Source organism: Virgibacillus sp. SK37, assembly GCF_000725285.1.
Taxonomy (GTDB): Bacteria; Bacillota; Bacilli; order Bacillales; family Amphibacillaceae; genus Virgibacillus_Q.
In genome coordinates, this window is sequence record NZ_CP007161.1 from 2,243,483 (window position 1) to 2,261,839 (window position 18,357).

General features: G+C 37.7%; 16 protein-coding genes and 1 other annotated feature. All 16 genes read right to left on the bottom strand.

Annotation, left to right across the window (positions count from 1 at the left end; translation table 11 throughout):
• Nucleotides 1–48: 48 nt before the first annotated feature.
• The 16 genes from X953_RS11595 to X953_RS19540 all read right to left on the bottom strand — a co-directional run bounded on the left by X953_RS11595 (nt 49) and on the right by X953_RS19540 (nt 18,356).
• Entirely contained in the window at nt 49–909 is an 861-nt protein-coding gene (locus tag X953_RS11595) for a LysR family transcriptional regulator (RefSeq protein ID WP_040955721.1), read from the bottom strand.
• A gap of 221 nt (nt 910–1,130) precedes the next feature.
• A complete protein-coding gene (gene pyrE / locus X953_RS11600; protein ID WP_040955722.1) occupies nt 1,131–1,745 on the bottom strand; it encodes an orotate phosphoribosyltransferase in 615 nt (204 codons plus the stop codon).
• On the bottom strand, nt 1,732–2,442 hold the full coding sequence (pyrF, locus tag X953_RS11605; protein WP_040955723.1) for an orotidine-5'-phosphate decarboxylase: 711 nt from the start codon (nt 2,440–2,442) through the stop codon (nt 1,732–1,734). Before pyrF ends, pyrE begins: the two co-directional genes overlap by 14 nt.
• Nucleotides 2,439–3,353 (bottom strand): dihydroorotate dehydrogenase, encoded by a 915-nt coding sequence (locus X953_RS11610; protein ID WP_040955724.1) that lies wholly within the window; start codon nt 3,351–3,353, stop codon nt 2,439–2,441. The genes pyrF and X953_RS11610 overlap by 4 nt, the downstream gene beginning before the upstream one ends.
• The gene (locus X953_RS11615) at nt 3,350–4,102 is read right to left on the bottom strand and encodes a dihydroorotate dehydrogenase electron transfer subunit (RefSeq protein WP_040955725.1); all 753 of its coding nucleotides are present in this window, start codon (nt 4,100–4,102) and stop codon (nt 3,350–3,352) included. Before X953_RS11615 ends, X953_RS11610 begins: the two co-directional genes overlap by 4 nt.
• Nucleotides 4,099–7,299 carry a carbamoyl-phosphate synthase large subunit gene (gene carB / locus X953_RS11620; protein WP_040955726.1) on the bottom strand — a complete coding sequence of 1,067 codons (3,201 nt, stop codon included), beginning with the start codon at nt 7,297–7,299 and terminating at the stop codon, nt 4,099–4,101. Before carB ends, X953_RS11615 begins: the two co-directional genes overlap by 4 nt.
• A complete protein-coding gene (locus tag X953_RS11625) occupies nt 7,292–8,389 on the bottom strand; it encodes a carbamoyl phosphate synthase small subunit (protein ID WP_040955727.1) in 1,098 nt (365 codons plus the stop codon). Before X953_RS11625 ends, carB begins: the two co-directional genes overlap by 8 nt.
• Complete coding sequence (locus X953_RS11630) at nt 8,379–9,665, bottom strand: dihydroorotase (protein WP_040955728.1); 1,287 nt, start codon at nt 9,663–9,665, stop codon at nt 8,379–8,381. Before X953_RS11630 ends, X953_RS11625 begins: the two co-directional genes overlap by 11 nt.
• The gene (locus X953_RS11635) at nt 9,619–10,545 is read right to left on the bottom strand and encodes an aspartate carbamoyltransferase catalytic subunit (protein ID WP_040955729.1); all 927 of its coding nucleotides are present in this window, start codon (nt 10,543–10,545) and stop codon (nt 9,619–9,621) included. The genes X953_RS11630 and X953_RS11635 overlap by 47 nt, the downstream gene beginning before the upstream one ends.
• Nucleotides 10,546–10,864: 319 nt before the next feature.
• A complete protein-coding gene (gene pyrR, locus X953_RS11640; protein WP_040955730.1) occupies nt 10,865–11,407 on the bottom strand; it encodes a bifunctional pyr operon transcriptional regulator/uracil phosphoribosyltransferase PyrR in 543 nt (180 codons plus the stop codon).
• Nucleotides 11,408–11,570: 163 nt separating this feature from the next.
• Complete coding sequence (locus X953_RS11645) at nt 11,571–12,482, bottom strand: RluA family pseudouridine synthase (protein ID WP_040955731.1); 912 nt, start codon at nt 12,480–12,482, stop codon at nt 11,571–11,573.
• Nucleotides 12,482–12,955, bottom strand: a complete 474-nt coding sequence (lspA, locus tag X953_RS11650) for a signal peptidase II (RefSeq protein WP_040955732.1) — start codon at nt 12,953–12,955, stop codon at nt 12,482–12,484. The genes X953_RS11645 and lspA overlap by 1 nt, the downstream gene beginning before the upstream one ends.
• A gap of 654 nt (nt 12,956–13,609) precedes the next feature.
• Nucleotides 13,610–16,366, bottom strand: a complete 2,757-nt coding sequence (ileS, locus tag X953_RS11655) for an isoleucine--tRNA ligase (RefSeq protein ID WP_040955733.1) — start codon at nt 16,364–16,366, stop codon at nt 13,610–13,612.
• Nucleotides 16,367–16,429: 63 nt separating this feature from the next.
• Nucleotides 16,430–16,652, bottom strand: a binding site (T-box leader).
• A gap of 65 nt (nt 16,653–16,717) precedes the next feature.
• Complete coding sequence (locus tag X953_RS11660; protein WP_040955734.1) at nt 16,718–17,221, bottom strand: DivIVA domain-containing protein; 504 nt, start codon at nt 17,219–17,221, stop codon at nt 16,718–16,720.
• Between the two features lie 80 nt (nt 17,222–17,301).
• The gene (locus tag X953_RS11665; RefSeq protein ID WP_040955735.1) at nt 17,302–18,078 is read right to left on the bottom strand and encodes an RNA-binding protein; all 777 of its coding nucleotides are present in this window, start codon (nt 18,076–18,078) and stop codon (nt 17,302–17,304) included.
• Between the two features lie 11 nt (nt 18,079–18,089).
• The gene (locus X953_RS19540; protein ID WP_084715680.1) at nt 18,090–18,356 is read right to left on the bottom strand and encodes a YggT family protein; all 267 of its coding nucleotides are present in this window, start codon (nt 18,354–18,356) and stop codon (nt 18,090–18,092) included.
• Between the last annotated feature and the right edge of the window lies 1 nt (nt 18,357).

The window sequence follows — 18,357 nt, forward strand, 5'->3', positions numbered from 1 at the left end:
TTAACTACCATATAAATGGTATTCCTTTTTAAAGAAGATAATAAACATCTAAAGAAAAGTTTGACTTGTTATAGAATTAATAAAATGGTTCACCTGTGGTAGTTGCTTTACCCCTTCCTGATAACAAATCCATGTGTCTCTGGTAACAGGAGTTTCTTCAAGGTGGAGAGGAACAAAATGGTATTCCTCTTTCATTGAATCAGAAACACTTTCCGGCAACACTGCCATCCCAAGTCCCTGTTTCATAAGTTGTTTACATGTTTCAATTTGATCGACGGTAATTGTTTTAACTGGTTTAATCTCCTCCTGATGGTGGTACAGCCAATGATCTACCAATTCATTCATGCTGTCGTCACTTTTAAAAGAGATCAATGGTCTTTCTTTTAATGTGTCATCTGGGAAAGGTTCTGTATCAAAGATATAAAGAGGATCATCAAATAAATGTATACAGGTGCTTTCTTTTAATTTCTCTCCTCTGATAATACAAATATGGTAATTTTTATGATGGCGTTTAATATTCTCACTGATTCCAGTTACCAGATCAATTGCAACTTTAGGGTATTTCGTTGTGAACTCTCCAAGGATGGATGGCAAAAAACGTTGACTGATTAATGAAGAACAGGCAATGGATAACGTTCCCTGAACCTCTTTACTGGATTGGGCAATTTTATTTTTAATTGTTTGCTCCTTTTCAATTACTGTTGCTGCATGCTCCAAAATCAACTCCCCACTAGGGGTCGGGACTAAACGTTTAGAAGTACGAATGAAAATAGTTTGCCCAAAGTATTCCTCCATGTATTTGAGCCTTTGGGTAACAGCCGGTTGTGATATAAGGATTGCCTTTGCAGTTCCTCTGATTGTCCCAATCTCATTTAATTTAAGTAGTAACATATAATCTTCTATTCTCATTTCTACAACCTCTGATCAATGTATAGTTATTAATAACCATTATAAATGAAGATGACATAGGTTGCACGATAGTTAACTTGATATGGGAGTCACTGGACCGACCTTAGGAATAATTGGGAAAAGCAAAGTATTTTAGCTTTCCAGAAAAGCTCGCTATTTTAACGAATAAGCCTGACTTAAGCGAAAGTATGGTCCATTAACCTGCCTCTACCTCTTTACAGTTATAATTGGTTACGCCACTCCAGTAACCCTGCTTTTTTTTCTAGTGGTAGTTCGCCATCCTCTACAAGAAGGTCTACTAAAGAGTCAAAATTGGTAATAGTATGTAAGGATATTTTTTCATTTTTAAAGTTTTCTGATGCTACTTTTAATCCGTAAGTAAAAATAGCTAACACTCCAAGTACTTCTGCACCCGACTGTTTCAATGACTTTGCGGCTTCAATTGAAGATCCTCCTGTAGAGATTAAATCTTCAATCACTACAACGCGCTGACCTTCTCTAAGGTCTCCTTCTATCAGGTTTTCCTTTCCATGTCCTTTAGGTTTTGCACGAACATAAACCATTGGCAAGTCTAATGCATCAGCAAGCCATGCAGCATGAGGAATACCTGCAGTGGCACACCCTGCTATTACCTCTGGCTGTTCTTCCATATTTTCGATAATCTGTTTAAAAGCTTTTACTATTTTATTCCGTACTATTGGGTAAGACATTGTCATTCTGTTGTCACAATAAATCGGTGACTTAATTCCAGAAGTCCACGTGAAAAAATTAGTTGGATTTATTTGTACTGCTTTAATTTTAACTAACTCTCTTGCCAATTCTTTATTTACTTCCATGTTCAAACTCCTCTATTATTTGGTCATATGCTTGTCTCGGGTTAATGGACTTGGTAATGCTTCTACCAACTACCAGGATATCTGCTCCATTCATTTTTGCAAATTGAGGTGAAGCAACCCGTTTCTGATCATCCTGCTTTGAATCTTCCAACCGAATTCCTGGGGTAACTGTTAAGAAAGATGAACCACACACTGATTTAATTGCATTTGCTTCATGTACAGAGCATACGACACCGTCAGCCCCACTTTCTTTACTCAAAGTAGCTAGACGCACGACTTGCTCTTCTACTTCACCAGATAAGAGAAGCTCTTTATTCATAACTGTTTTATCCATGGAGGTTAATACAGTTACTGCTATTAGCTTCGTATTAGATGACGATGAGCCTTTGATTAAGCCTTCCTTTGCACGCTTAATCATTTCACTACCTCCCATAGCATGTACATTAACTATATCCACTTCCAATTCTGCCAGGTTGGCCATTGCTCGCATAACAGTTGTAGGAATATCATGTAGTTTTAAATCTAAAAAAATAGGATGCCCTTGTTCTTTTAATTTTTCAATTAAGACAGGTCCTTCCCTGTAAAATAACTCCATACCCACTTTCACCGGGATACGTTCCAATTGATGTGTCCGTAAAAAATTCTCCGCTTCTTTCCAGGTAGGAAAATCCAATGCTAAATAGATCGTGTTGTTCATACCATTACTCCTTTCCCAATTACGTCACTTACCGAACTAAATCCATATTTATTTAATATAGAAGGTAATTCATCAATTAATTCAGAGCATACAAATGGATTTTGAAAATTAGCTGTTCCTACCGCTACGGCACTGGCACCTGCCAATAGAAATTCTATTACATCTTCAGCAGTCGTTACTCCTCCCATACCTATAATAGGTATGGATACATGCTGGCTAACATCATGTATCATTCGAATGGCAACTGGTTTGATCGCCTGGCCAGATAGGCCTCCTGTTTTATTTGCTAATAATGGTTTACGGGATTTAAGATTGATCTGCATTCCAGTAAGTGTATTAATCATTGATAAACCATCAGCACCTGCTTGCTCTACCGCTTTTGCCATTTCCACTATATTGGTTACATTAGGAGATAGTTTAACATAAACAGGTAGCCTACTAACCCTCTTAACCATTGCTGTGACTTCTGCTGCCATCAACGGGTCCGTACCAAACTGTATCCCACCTTCTTTAACGTTAGGACAGGAAATATTTAATTCCAATGCAGCAACCTGTGGTGCTTCATTAAATGCAGTAGCAACTGTTTCATATTCTTCTAAAGAACTGCCAGCAATATTCGCGATTATAGAGGTATCAAAGCTTGATAGGAACGGGACTTCAGATGCTATAATTTTTTCTACTCCTGGATTCTGTAACCCTATTGCGTTAAGCATCCCTGATGAGGTTTCTGCAACCCTTGGTGTGTCATTTCCATACCTTTTTGTCCCTGTCGCAGCCTTCATGATGATTGCACCTAATTTACTAAGGTCATAAAAGTCACTGTATTCACGTCCAAAACCAAAACAACCAGATGCGGGCATAATAGGATTCTTTAATCGAAGTCCAGGTAATTCAATACTTAAATCGGTCACAACGCTACCTCCTTTGAATGAAAAACAGGTCCATCTTTACATATTTTTTTGTAGCCGCAATGATCATTTGTAGGAATTACGCATGCAAAGCAAGCTCCAATACCACAACCCATTCGCTCTTCTAGTGAGATAAAACCACTGCAATCACTTAGTTTTGCTGTAACTGCTTGAAGCATGGGGATAGGTCCACACGTATAATAACAATCGAAATCATCAATCATAAGTAATGCGTCTGTTACAAATCCTTTTTCTCCATAAGAACCATCATTTGTTACAATGATGGTTCTACCTAGTGCTTGGAACTCTTTTTCATAAAAAACATGGTCTGCTGATTGAAAACCCAGTATAGAGATAACTTTTTTCCCTTGGTTTACAAGGTGACTACCAAGGAAGTACATTGGAGGCACTCCAATACCACCTCCAATTAATAAGATTGTTTTATCATCGTTTTCAATTGGAAATCTATTCCCATTTGGCCCCAGGACATCAAGATACATTCCCTTTTGGTATTCTGAAAGCTTTTTTGTTCCTGAACCATTTATTTTAAATAAAACGGTAACCGTTTCAGCTTCCTTATCGATGGCCGCAATTGACAATGGGCGTCTTAGTGTTTGCCCTTCAACAAGAATATGCAGGAACTGCCCAGGTCTTGCTGTTTGACTAATATGTCTATTTTTAAGTGTTAATTCTACCGTATCTAGAGCAATGATTCTTCTTTCCGTTATGAGCATTTCAACTTTTTTAATCATACTATTTCGACCTCTTTTTTTACGATAGGCTTGGCACTAAATGAAGTAGAATCTATGACATTAACAATTGCATTTGCAGTATCCAGGTTGGTCAAGCAAGCGATGCCGTGCTCAACCGCTTCCCTTCTGATTCGGAAGCCTTCTGAACGTGGCCGGGTTCCGGAAGTTAATGTGTTAACTACAAACTGTACAAGTCCATTTTCAATGATTGATAATACATTTGGTTCGTCTGCACCAATCTTACCTACCTTGGTTACTGGAATTCCGAACCTCTGTAAAAATGCAGCAGTACCATCCGTTGCATACAAGTGGAATCCGAGTTGGTGAAAACGTTCCGCTATATCACGAACTTCTTCTTTATCCTTATCCGCAACTGTAAGCAACACTGCTCCTTCATGTGGGACACGCAGTCCAGCAGCAATCAACCCTTTATATAACGCTTTTTCAAGAGTTTTGTCGTACCCGATCGCCTCCCCTGTAGATTTCATCTCAGGCCCAAGCGTGGTGTCTACACTCCGTAATTTTTCAAAAGAAAAGACTGGAATCTTGACTGATACTTGATTATCTTCTGGTAGGATTCCAGTACGGAAACCTAAGTCTGCCAGCTTTTCACCCAAAATACATTTGGAAGCAATCTTCGCCATGGTTACTCCTGTTATCTTACTCAAGAAAGGTATGGTGCGGCTTGCACGTGGGTTTACTTCTAAGACATAAACTTCTTCATCACGTATGATAAACTGTATGTTGATTAGTCCTTTTACTTTTAATGCTTGGGCTATCTTGCTGGCAGCTTCCAGGCAACGTTGTTTTATTTGCTCACTTAAACGTTGAGGAGGATATACTGCTATGGAGTCCCCGGAATGCACACCTGCACGTTCAATATGTTCCATAATTCCAGGCACGATAGTTGTTTCTCCGTCGCTAATTGCATCAACCTCTACTTCAATACCAGTAATATATTTATCAATCAGAATAGGATGCTCGTTCGTAATGCTTTTCGTCTTTAATAGGTATGCTTGCAATTCTTCATCATTATAGACAATGTCCATTCTGCTGCCACCTATTACATACGATGGTCTTACTAGTACTGGATAACCAATGTGGTTTGCTACCGCTGTTGCTTCAGTAAGATCGAGTACTGATTTTCCCTTCGGTCTTAAAAGATTAAGCTCTTCCAATAGCAATTCAAATTTATCACGATCTTCCGCTTGATCGATTGCTTCTAAACTTGTTCCTAAGATTTTAACGCCTCTCCGTTGAAGCCCAGCTGCAAGGTTAATGGCAGTTTGACCACCAAATTGCACAATGACCCCTTCTGGTTTTTCCAGATCAATAACATGCATAACATCTTCTAATGTTAGTGGTTCAAAGTATAGTTTATCGGAAATGCTAAAATCAGTAGATACTGTTTCCGGATTGTTATTCATAATAATTGCTTCATAACCCATTTCTTTAATAGCCAATACAGAATGAACTGTCGCGTAATCAAACTCAATTCCTTGTCCGATTCGAATCGGACCAGAACCTAATACAAGCACTTTTTTTCTTTCAGTAATTTTTGATTCATTTTCGTCCTCATAGGTACTGTAAAAATACGGAGTTATAGATTCAAACTCAGCAGCACATGTATCAACCATTTTATAAACTGGTATTAAATTGTTTTCCTTTCTAATTTGGTAGATTTCATCTATGTCACTATTCCATAATTTCGCAATATGTTCATCCGAAAATCCTCGTTCCTTTGCTGTCTTTAATTTATCGTACTCATATGGGTTTTGGCGTAATTCCATCTCCATCTGCACTAATTTTTGTAGCTTAACAAGGAAATATCGATCTATTTTTGTATAGTGAAAAAGCTCATCAATAAACATCCCTCGTCTGAGGGCCTCAGCAATTACAAAGATTCGCTCATCATCCGCTTTTATTAGACGTTCAATAATCTTCTGTTTTGATAGCTCTGTAATATGTTCCATATAAAATGATTCTGTGCCACTATCAAGCGAACGTACCCCTTTTAAAAATGATTCTTCAAAATTACGGCCAATCGACATAACTTCTCCTGTTGCTTTCATTTGGGTACCGAGGCGACGATCCCCAGTAATGAATTTATCAAAGGGAAAGCGTGGAAGCTTGGAAACAACATAGTCAAGTGCAGGTTCGTAACAGGCATATGTTTTACCTGTTATTGGGTTAATGATTTCATCCAAGCTCAGACCAACGGCTATCTTCGCGGCCATTTTCGCAATTGGATAACCAGTCGCTTTGGAAGCTAACGCGGAGGACCTGCTTACCCTTGGGTTAACTTCAATAATATAATATTCAAAGCTATTCGGATCAAGGGCTAATTGTACATTACAGCCACCTTCAATTTTCAGTGCCCTTATTATTTTTAAAGATGCGTTTCTTAATAGTTGGTTCTCCCGGTCGCTTAATGTTTGTGAAGGAGCAACAACGATAGAATCTCCTGTATGTATACCAACAGGGTCCACATTTTCCATATTGCAGACAACGATTGCTTGATCTTTTTGATCTCTCATCACTTCATATTCAATCTCTTTAAATCCAGCGATATTCTTTTCAATCAAACATTGATTTACCGGAGAAAGTGATAATCCATTTCTTGTAATTGCCTTTAATTCGGAAAGATCTGCACACATTCCTCCACCAGTTCCTCCGAGAGTATAAGCAGGTCGGACAATTAGTGGAAAACCTATTTCTTCAGCAAACTCACAGGCTTCCTCTACAGTATGAACAATTTGACTATCAGGAACAGGCTCATTTAACTCCTTCATTAGTTTTCTAAATTTATCACGGTCTTCTGCCTGTTGAATTGCTTCTAAAGAAGTGCCTAATAAGTTCACATGATATTCTTCCAATATTCCGGATTCATCTAATGCCACAGCTAAATTTAAACCAGTTTGTCCTCCAAGTGTTGGAAGAAGAGCATCCGGTTGTTCAACCCTAATTATCTTTGTAAGAAATTCAACAGTTAGTGGCTCCATATATACTTTATCAGCTACCGTATGGTCTGTCATAATTGTAGCTGGATTTGAATTGGCCAAGATAACTGTATAACCTTCTTCTTTTAAGGCTTGACATGCTTGTGTACCAGAGTAATCAAATTCCGCAGCCTGACCAATAACGATAGGACCCGACCCAATAACGAGGATTTTTTGTAGTTCTGTATTTTTAGGCATATATCTTCTCCTCCTTTGTTTGATCTACAATTAGCTTACTAATAAATGAATCAAAGAAATGGCTGGTATCTTCGGGACCAGGGGAGCTTTCCGGATGAAATTGGACAGAAAACGCTGGGTAAACCCGATGTTTTATACCTTCTACTGTATTATCGTTTAGAGCAACATGTGTTAGTAGCAATTCAGTATGATGAAGTGAAGCCTTATTCACAGCATAACTATGGTTTTGAGAAGTAATATATGTTTTCTCTGTTGTCAGATCCCTCACAGGATGGTTACCTCCTCGATGTCCAAATTTCATCTTTTCTGTATCAGCCCCACAAGCTAATGCTAATAGCTGATGCCCTAAGCAAATACCGAAAATAGGTAGTTTATCAATAATTTTCTTTACCATATGTATAGCTTCTGGGACATCCTTTGGATTACCAGGCCCATTTGTTAAGACAATTCCATCTGGTTTTAATCGTAAAATTTGTTCAGAAGTGTAATTATAAGGCACAACCGTTACATGGCATTCCCGTTTTGTCAGTTCTCGCAAAATACCATGTTTCATTCCGAAATCTACAACTACGATGCGCTTTCCTCTTCCTGGTACCACGTATGGCGTTACTGTAGAAGTTTGCTTTACCTGATCTACCGGTAGACTTGTTACATGCATAGTTGCCAATACTTCTTCAACCGATTTGTCTGTTGAAACAATCATTGCTTTCATTGTCCCATGTTGACGAATGATTCTAGTTAGTTTCCTTGTGTCAATACCGGTTATCCCGGGAATATTGTTTGCTTTTAAATAACTGTCTAATGTTTCTTCACTTCGAAAGTTTGATGGGTGCTCACAAACTTCCTTTGCAACAAAGCCTCTTATAAATGGTGTTACCGTCTCAAAATCTTCACGGTTAATCCCATAATTTCCTATCTGAGGATATGTCATCATCACAATTTGACCACAATAAGAGGGGTCAGAAATAACTTCCTGATAGCCGGTCATTCCTGTGTTAAAGACAATTTCTCCATATGCAGAAGAGTCACTGCCAATACTTTTTCCAATAAATACGGTACCGTCCTCTAATATAAGCTGTCTAGTATACATTCATATCCTCCTCATAAACTATTTTTCCATCAACCATTGTCATTACAGGTATACCTGATACTTTCCAATTGTGGAAGGGTGTATTTTTCCCCTTGGATTGGAATGTTTCCTTATTTATTTTTAATTCCCCTTCCAAGTTAACAATCGTTATATCTGCAATCGCGTTTTCATTTAATTTCCCATATGGCAATTGAAAAACTTCTGCAGGTTTTTTAGTTAACCAATCAACTAGCTGATGTAGTTTAATTTTTCCTGTTTTAACTAAATAGGTATAAAGCAAGGGAAATGCTGTCTCCAGACCTACAATACCAAAAGGCGCCTTCAAAAATCCTTGTGATTTCTCTTCCTCTGCATGTGGTGCATGGTCTGTAGCAATAAAATCAATCGTACCATCTAACAGTCCCTCTAATAATGCTTCCTGATCTTCCTTTGCTCGTAATGGTGGATTCATCTTGTAATTTGCGTCATTGTCTTTAATTGCATTTTCATTTAATAATAAATGATGGGGGGTAACCTCAGCTGTTACGTGAATGCCTGCCCTTTTTGCATCTCGGATTACTCTTACAGATTCTTTGGAGCTTACATGACAGACATGATAATGACAACCGGCAGCTTCAGCCAGTAACACATCCCTAGCAATTTGTACTGACTCACTTAGTGCAGGTAACCCAGGAAGATTTAGCCTATTACTCACATCCCCATCATGTACAACCCCACCATAGACAATAGAGTTATCTTCGCAGTGAGCAACAATAGCTTTACCAGAAGCGGCTGCCTGCTTCATCGCTTTTAACATAAAATCTGCAGTTTGTATTCCCACACCATCGTCTGTAAGGGCAAATGCCCCTGCCATGACTAATTCATCTATATTTGTTAACTCTTCACCTTTTAAACCTTTTGTAATTGCTGCATATGGCAGCACACGGACTTTTGCATCTTCTTTTATTTTTTTAAATAATTTTTCCAGAGTTTCTTTCCGATCTGGGACCGGATTCGTGTTCGGCATGGCACATACTGTTGTAAAACCGCCTTTCGCAGCCGCCATTGTACCCGTTTTAATTGTTTCCTTGTGTTCCCCACCTGGCTCACGCAAATGAATATGCACATCAATAAACCCCGGTAAAACAGTATTTCCCTTACAATCAATGGTCCGGTCTACATGCTCAAGGATAGTTGATTTTATTTGTCTGATGCGATTATTCTCAATTAAAATTTCACATGGCTCCAATTCATACACTGAGGACAGTCTTTTCGCGTTTTTCAATAATATTTTCATTTAATAACCCCCATTCTTGTAATAATTCGATCATTATTGCCATTCTTATAAAAACACCATTATTCATTTGTTTAAAAATTCTGGATCGATCACATTCCACCAAGTCTGAGTCTATTTCCACTCCCCGGTTTATTGGAGCAGGATGCAGAATAATTGCGTGTTTCTGCATTCTAGTTTCTCTTTCCTTTGTCAATCCGTAATTTTTCAAATAATCATCAATAAATGAGTTGGTTGTGTGACGCTCGTGTTGAATACGCAATAGCATCAAAGCATCGCACTTTTCAACTGCTTCATCTATAGATATATAAGGGAAATCTAAGCTATGATCTTCAAATCCAGGTGCTGCACACAGGCTAACGTTTGCGCCAAGTCTTTTTAGTGCTTTGGCGTTAGAATGAGCAACCCTGCTATGCTTGATATCGCCTACAATAACTACTTTTAATCCTCTCAATCTACCAAACTCCTGGTACAAAGTTAAAAGGTCTAATAAACATTGTGTAGGATGTTCCGCTTTGCCTGCACCTCCATTAATAATCGGTATCGAAATGTGATTTTTCAGATCCTCAAACCATGTATCAGCATGGTGTCTAACAATAAGTAAATTAGCTCCTATCGATTCAAACGTCTTCGCAGTATCATAAAGTGTTTCACCTTTTCTTGTACTGGAAATATCCTCGTGCAGATCCAATACTTCCAGTCCAAGCTTTCTCTGTGCAACAATGAAACTCATTTTCGTTCTTGTACTTGGTTCGAAAAATAGATTAGCAGCAAAGATTTGGTCGTTGACTTTTTTATTCTGGTATCGTAGTGATTCGGCAGTATCTAAAATGGAGTGAATTTCCTTCACATTCAATTGGTTAACTGAAATAAAATGTCTCATAATTTCTCTCCTTAATCATCAACGAATAGATTTTTAAATAAAACTCAAGTGACTTCTTTCTTACAACCATTAAAAATTTTCAGCCTCCATTGTTGATCATTGAAAAACACGGTTTCTGATTTTTTAAAGGTTACAGGGTATAACAGAATTCTTTTTCTGCTTCATAAATCCCTTTGAGCCGCAGTGTTACTCTCTTTTTACCCATAAAAAAACCTCCTTGCATAAGGCTGCAAAGAGGTATACGTAGCTTAAGCATACGTATTTTCAGGGCAACCTTATAGACCTCTCTGGATCTAATTAAAGGTTTCATAATTTAGTTTTACTTTTCGTAAATAGATACTTGATCTGCATTATCTATTTCATCTAGATGAACTACAATGATCTCCTTATCCGAAGTGGGTATGTTCTTTCCTACATAATCTGCTCGGATTGGTAATTCTCTGTGTCCTCGGTCTACTAATACACCAAGTTGAATTTGTGACGGACGAGCAATGTCCATTATAGCGTCCAAAGCTGCTCTTACAGTACGCCCAGTGTATAACACATCATCCACTAGGATAACTGTTTTTCCTGAAAGATCAACCTCAATATTGGTTTCCTTTAATTCAGGATCCTGATTCGTCGTTGTTTTTTCTAAGTCATCCCGATACAATGTAATATCCAACTCACCAATAGGAACTTCAACATCTTCTATTTGCCGGATTTTATCATGTAATCGTTTTGTAAGCGGTACTCCTCTTGTCTTAATACCTACTAGCACAACGTCTTCTACGCCTTTGTTCCTCTCAACAATTTCATGGGCAACTCTTGTTAAAGCTCGACTGATTGCAGGTTTATCAAGAATATCTGTTTTTTTCTTCATTTTCATCACCCTTCTCATAGAAAAATCCCTTTCTCTATGAGGAGAAAAGGGATTGGTTTATGCATATCATACATATTCCAAACAAAACGCTTCCTTTAAGCCTCACAGGACTAGATTAAAGGTTCATCCATTTGCTATATTATTTCAAATTGCTTGCTTTCTGTCAATACATTTTTTCAATATACGATAAAACTTCTGTAAATTGATCAGGTGCTTCAATTTCAAACTCCAGCCAATCTTTCGTTATAGGGTGAGTGAATCCAAGCTTTTTAGCATGTAAAGCTTGACCGCCTATATCCATTGTTTTTCTTGGCCCGTATTTAGGATCGCCTACCAATGGATAACCGATATATTTCATATGTACACGGATTTGGTGGGTTCTTCCAGTTTCCAGCTGACACTCAATATACGTATAATCAGGAAAATGTTGTAATACATGAAAATGAGTGACTGCTGGTTTTCCATTATCTACCACAGACATTTTTTGCCGGTCCTTGGGATCACGGCCGATTGGTGCATCTATTAAACCAGTTTCATGAGCAATCTCCCCATGAACTATTGCTTCATATTTACGTTCGATTGTTTTTGCGGCCATTTGTTCTGAAAGATGAGTATGGGCTATATCGTTCTTAGCAATAACTAATAGCCCACTTGTATCCTTGTCAATCCGATGAACAATACCTGGCCGTTCTACGCCATTTATACCAGATAAATCATTGCAATGGTATAATAGAGCATTAACCAAAGTACCTGATTGATGGCCTGCTGATGGGTGAACTACCATTCCTTTGGGTTTGTTAACTACCAATAAGTCGCTATCCTCATATACAATATTCAAAGGGATATTCTCTGCTTGTATATTTAATGGTTCAGTCTGCGGAACCGTCCATTCTATCACATCACCAGCTTGACATTTATAATTTGCTTTTACATTTTCACCGTTAACTTTCACTAAATTCGAGCTAATCCATAATTGTATCTGTGAACGGGAAATATCTGGATTGATGTCTGACAATAACTTATCGATTCTCGTTTTAGTCTGCTCTGATGTAACGCTATGATCAAATATATTCATTATTTATTTTTTTCCTTCCTTTCCTTTCTTTCATCTAAAATTGTAGTAATGATGATTAGGAAAACACCCACTACTAAAGCAGAGTCTGCAACATTAAAAATGGGAAAGTCATAATCAAAAATGATAAAATCAAAAAAGTCTACCACTTCATGACGAAATAATCTATCTATAAAATTGCCAATTGCACCACCTAAAATAAAGGCTAACGATATTCCAAGAATCTTATTTGTTTTAGCATATTTCTGCATGTAAACAACCACACCTATAATTACCACAACAGTAATGATATAAAAAAATATCATTTGGCCTTGGAGAATTCCCCAGGCTGCACCTTTATTACGATGAGATGTGAGATAAAAGAAATCATTAATTATTGTTATTTTTTCTCCTATGTGCATCGTTTTATCTATAACCCATTTTGTTAATTGATCTAACGCGATAATAACCAATGCCAGAAGATAATACAAATACATTCTGTTTCCCCCGATTCCATAGCTAAGTCTTTTTTATCTTAAACGCAAATTCATAAATTATCAACATATTATAACAAAAGACGAAACAAGCCCCGCTCTAAACATAACGAGTAAAACAGCAATTACCAACTAAGTCTTCTTTTATATTAACCTTTATTTCCAAGTTGGAGTAAAATGCGAAGTAATTTTGTAGTAGTTTATTTCATTTTAAGGAGGTGAATAGACCCATTGATTTCCACTGCAGGGGGACGCTTTCCGCTCCAATCAATTTGTATCTGTTTTAAACCATAAATAGCGGGTTAATATCTAACCACTTTACCAGTGTAGGAAAAACACGAAGACTCCTCGGAAAGAAAAAACACCTTTCCTTCGTGCGATGCACAATTCGCTGAAGCCTTCCTTGTCCTGTGGGAAAAGCAACAGGGCTTTTTGATGGGGCGAGTAGACGCAGCCCCAGCTGAAGATCCCGCAGGAAGTGGTTTTCTTCCGAGGAAGCTGAAGCGTTGCCCACGGAAAGCGGAGTGTGTTTTCCGTAACGGCCGCTTAGAGTACTATCAAGTTACGTCACAGTGTATCTACTCTGCGGATTAGTATAAAGCTTATATTGAAAGCAAAAACTACTCCTCAGCTCTTGGCTGGGGAGTAGTTAGAATTTTAGACAGTGTAATGTTCTTTTACTACAGTTGCACAACGGCTGCATAGGGTTGGATGTTCCGCATCATTTCCAACTGTTTCAGATGCTACCCAGCAGCGGTCACACTTCTCTCCTGGATGCTTCTCTACAGCAATATCAATATATTTGTACTCTTTTGTTTCATTCGCACTATCTACAATATCAGCCTCTGATACAATCAGATATTGGTGTACATGCTCCATTGATTGTAGAACTTCTTTTGTTTTTTCATCTTTAGGTACTAGAGTTATTTTTGCTTCTAAAGATTTACCAATTACTTTTTCATTTCTTGCTTCTTCTAGGGCTTTAAGAACATCATCACGGATCTCCATAAAATGATCCCACTTTGGTACGATGGATTCCATGCCGGAAATTTTTCTTGGTTCCGGAATATCTGTTAATTGAACACTTTCTTCGTCAACGCCTGGGATATATTCCCAGAGTTCATCTGCAGTATGTGGAATGATAGGTGTAAGTAACTTAACCAAGGTTGTCAACACTTCATAATATCCTGTTTGAATACTGCGGCGACGTTTATTATCTTTTGCCTCAATGTACAATACGTCTTTTGCAAAATCAAGATAGAATGAGCTTAAATCGACAGCACAGAAATTATGAATCTGATGGAATATTGGTGAGAATTCATAGTTATCATAATTTCCACGGATATTCCCAACCAAGTTCTGCAGACGATAAAGCATATATTTATCTACTTCTTCCAAATCCTCCTCAGCAATCCGGTCTGTATTTGGATTAAAATCTGCTAAATTGGCCAATAGGAATCGGAATGTATTACGTATTTTACGATAGGCTTCTGAAATTTGTTTCAAAATATCATTGGAAATCCGAACGTCTGCCTGGTAGTCAACAGAAGAAACCCATAATCTTAAGATATCTGAACCCAATTGTTTTTGTACTTTGGATGGAACCATTACATTGCCAAGTGACTTACTCATTTTTCTTCCATTCCCATCAAGTACAAAGCCGTGACTGATAATGGTTTTATATGGCGACTTGCCTGTCACTGCAACTGAAGTTGATAAAGATGAATTAAACCAACCACGATATTGGTCACTACCTTCCAGGTAAATATCTGCCGGACGTTGGAGCTCTTCACGACCTTCCAACACCCCCTGATGAGAAGATCCAGAATCAAACCACACATCCATAATATCGGTTTCTTTTGTAAATTTGCCGTTTGGGCTATGCTCGGAAGTATAGTTAGCAGGTAGAAGGTCTTTTGCCTCCCATTCAAACCAAATATTAGAACCATGTTCTGCAAATAATTCAGAAACATGATTGATCGTTTCATCTGTTATGATTGGCGTGCCATCTTCCCCATAAAATGCTGGGATAGGCACTCCCCATGTGCGCTGGCGTGAGATACACCAGTCTTCTCTATCTCTCACCATATTGTATAGACGCGTTTCACCCCAATTTGGGTACCAATTTACTTCTTTGATTTCTTCCAAGATATTTTGGCGAAAATCTTTAATTGAAGCAAACCATTGTGCGGTAGCACGGAAGATAGTCGGTTTTTTTGTTCTCCAATCATGTGGATAGGAATGTTTAATAAATGAAAGCTTTAATAAAGCACCCACTTCTTCCAGTTTTTCCGTAATTGGCTTGTTGGCAGTATCATAAAATAATCCTTCGAATCCTGGTGCCTCATCTGTCATGACACCTTTTTCATCAACTGGGCATAATGCATCGATACCGTAACGTTTAGAAACATAAAAATCATCTTCACCATGGCCAGGAGCAGTATGAACACAACCTGTACCTGCTTCTGTGGTGACATGCTCACCAAGCATAATTAGCGAATCACGATCATAAAAAGGATGTCTGGCAACAATTTCCTCTGCCTCCTGACCTTTAAATGTTTGAACCACTTCAGGATTTTCCCAATCAAGCTCGTCAGTAACAGCTTCTAGTAGTGCATGAGCAATAATAAATTTATCTTCATTGACTTTAACAACTACATACTCCAAATCGGGATGTAAACTAATGCCTAAATTAGCAGGAATGGTCCAAGGTGTTGTAGTCCAAATAATGAATTTTTCTCCACCTGAAAGAAGACCTTTTCCATCACGTACTTCAAAAGAAACATAAATGGATGGGGACTTCTTATCATGATATTCAATTTCAGCTTCAGCCAAAGCAGATTCAGAAGATGGAGACCAATATACAGGCTTTAATCCTTTGTAGATATAGCCTTTCTTAGCCATTTCACCAAATACTTTAATTTGAGCTGCTTCATAATCCTTTGTTAGCGTAATGTATGGATTATCCCAATCTCCACGTACACCTAACTGTTTAAACTGTGTACGTTGGTTATTTAATTGGCCCATAGCATATTCCGCACATAACTTCCTGAACTCAGCTACACTCAGTTCTTTTCTTTTAATCTTTTTGTTTTTGGTCAACGCTGTTTCAATTGGCAATCCATGTGTATCCCATCCAGGAACATATGGAGCATGATATCCAGTCATCGATTTATACCGAATTATAAAATCCTTTAAGATTTTATTTAATGCGTGACCAATGTGGAGATCACCATTAGCGTAGGGAGGTCCGTCGTGTAGCACAAATAAGGGACGACCTTCCGTTTTTTTCTGTACTTTCTCATAGATATTCATTTCTTCCCATTGTTCTTGTCTCTTTGGTTCTTTATTAGGAAGATTTCCACGCATTGGAAAATCTGTTTTTGGCATCAATAGAGTATCTTTATAATCCATCGTTTTTTCCTCCTTTGTATTGTGTAAGTTTAAAAATCCATAAAAAAAGCCCTCTTCATCCCAAAAAGGGACGAGAAGACTCGCGGTACCACCCTTATAAATTCAAAATTAGTCAAATTTTAAATTCACTCGATATTCGTAACGTGAATAACACGTCCATTATTACTTTTACTTCATAATGGAAACTCCAGAGTGATTTTCCAAAAGCATTTCTGTATCAGGCTTCCACCCTCCCTGACTCGCTGACCAGTATCCACTTTTATACTCTCTCTTTCATCGTCTTCACAATCATTTAATTAATAAATTTCTTCGTCTATTTATTTTATGTATAAATATTAAAATCGTCAAGTTCTACGAGTCATTTTCTACTAAATCAAGTTCCTCGCCCAATTCAGTATCAAACAATTGGTCCCAATCGTCAGTGCCGATCATTTCCAATTGAGCTTCTACAAGCATTTTCAAACGCGTTCGGAAAACCTTCGCCTGCTTCTTTAGCTCCTCAACATCCATGGAAATACGCCGTGATTTGTTCAATGCCTCATTAATGATTCTGTCTGCATTCTTTTCCGCTTCTTTTACAATAAGCTTAGATTCTTTCGTAGCATTTCCTCTTAATTCTTCAGCTGTTTCTTGGGCAATTAGTATAGATTTATTTAATGTTTCTTCAATGTTAGTAAAATGGCCAAGCTTTTCGTCTAACTGGCTAACTCTCTCTTGTAAATCTTTTTTCTCCCTGATGACCATCTCATAATCTTTAATGACCTGATCTAAAAATTCATTAACCTCATCTTCATCATAGCCACGGAAGCTTCTTGTAAATTCTTTATTATGAATATCTAGTGGTGTTAATGGCACAGTGGCCACCTCCTTCATTTGAAAAAAACTGTTTTTTATTTATTCGACACAAATCGATTAATTCCTGCTTAACTCATAAATTATTTTAAGAGGGCAATTGTGATCTTTAGTTTCTCTTTTTTTGTAGAACCATTAATCGATACTATTTTACTTCTGCCTCTCCCACGGATTGACAGCATATCCCCACTCTGCAATCGGTACTTCGCATCTTCTTCGATTTTAAAATTGACCTTAACTTGTTGCTTACTAATAAATAGAGCGGCATCTTTACGAGATAGGTTATATATTTCCTTTACTACTGTATCCAGCCGTAAAGATGAGACTGTTTTATCTTGCTCTAACCAGTTTATTTCCTTCTCCATAACCATCGAAAAGGGTTTCTGCTCAAGGCTTACTTTTGCCTTCTTAATAGCTGTTAAATTAGCAGTAACATATGGAGTTATTTCATCAGCAGCTATTATTTGCACAAGCCCATCACCAATAAATATATCACCCAACTTTTTTCTTTTAATACCTAAGGATAAAAAAGCTCCCATAACATCACGGTGAGTTAAGGTGACAAATTTGTTAGCATATGAAGCCTGAAGCAGAGAAAGTTGAAATGTTTCTCTTTCCCTACTTTCATAAAAAGGCGCAATTACTGCCCGGCGCCTCTCTGCATTTGGAGTTCCGCCATCCAGGTAGACACTTATATCGTCATTTGTTTCGCCAATTAGAGACAACAATATTTGCTGTTCTCTAGGATCAAGAAAATCAGTTACTTTATGTTCGAATTTTTGTTCCACATCTTCTTTCCAAGACATTACTTGGTCAATGAACGGCTGTTCTTCTTTTCGAAAGTGTTGATATAAATCCATGTTTAGTCACCTTAAAATAAAAACATCCGGAAAAATTCAAACAATCCAATTCTTGCTAAATACAAAACAAATATTGCCACAATTGGTGACAGGTCAATCATTCCCAAAGGAGGGATGAATTTCCTAAACTGCTCCAAGTAAGGCTCACATATTCTTGTTAGAAGACTGCCAAACGAAGATTCTCGCGCTCCTGGAAACCACGACATAAAAATATACACAATTATAGCGTAACTATAAATGGTTAATCCTAGGTTTAAAATTCGATATAATTCAAACATA

What these genes read in the sequence shown, in the direction of transcription:
- X953_RS11595 (WP_040955721.1), bottom strand. Translation starts at nt 909, where the DNA reads ATGAGAATAGAAGATTATATGTTACTACTTAAATTAAATGAGATTGGG.
- pyrE (WP_040955722.1), bottom strand. Translation starts at nt 1,745, where the DNA reads ATGGAAGTAAATAAAGAATTGGCAAGAGAGTTAGTTAAAATTAAAGCA.
- pyrF (WP_040955723.1), bottom strand. Translation starts at nt 2,442, where the DNA reads ATGAACAACACGATCTATTTAGCATTGGATTTTCCTACCTGGAAAGAA.
- X953_RS11615 (WP_040955725.1), bottom strand. Translation starts at nt 4,102, where the DNA reads ATGATTAAAAAAGTTGAAATGCTCATAACGGAAAGAAGAATCATTGCT.
- carB (WP_040955726.1), bottom strand. Translation starts at nt 7,299, where the DNA reads ATGCCTAAAAATACAGAACTACAAAAAATCCTCGTTATTGGGTCGGGT.
- X953_RS11625 (WP_040955727.1), bottom strand. Translation starts at nt 8,389, where the DNA reads ATGTATACTAGACAGCTTATATTAGAGGACGGTACCGTATTTATTGGA.
- X953_RS11630 (WP_040955728.1), bottom strand. Translation starts at nt 9,665, where the DNA reads ATGAAAATATTATTGAAAAACGCGAAAAGACTGTCCTCAGTGTATGAA.
- X953_RS11635 (WP_040955729.1), bottom strand. Translation starts at nt 10,545, where the DNA reads ATGAGACATTTTATTTCAGTTAACCAATTGAATGTGAAGGAAATTCAC.
- pyrR (WP_040955730.1), bottom strand. Translation starts at nt 11,407, where the DNA reads ATGAAGAAAAAAACAGATATTCTTGATAAACCTGCAATCAGTCGAGCT.
- X953_RS11645 (WP_040955731.1), bottom strand. Translation starts at nt 12,482, where the DNA reads ATGAATATATTTGATCATAGCGTTACATCAGAGCAGACTAAAACGAGA.
- lspA (WP_040955732.1), bottom strand. Translation starts at nt 12,955, where the DNA reads ATGTATTTGTATTATCTTCTGGCATTGGTTATTATCGCGTTAGATCAA.
- ileS (WP_040955733.1), bottom strand. Translation starts at nt 16,366, where the DNA reads ATGGATTATAAAGATACTCTATTGATGCCAAAAACAGATTTTCCAATG.
- X953_RS11665 (WP_040955735.1), bottom strand. Translation starts at nt 18,078, where the DNA reads ATGGATTTATATCAACACTTTCGAAAAGAAGAACAGCCGTTCATTGAC.
- X953_RS19540 (WP_084715680.1), bottom strand. Translation starts at nt 18,356, where the DNA reads ATGTTTGAATTATATCGAATTTTAAACCTAGGATTAACCATTTATAGT.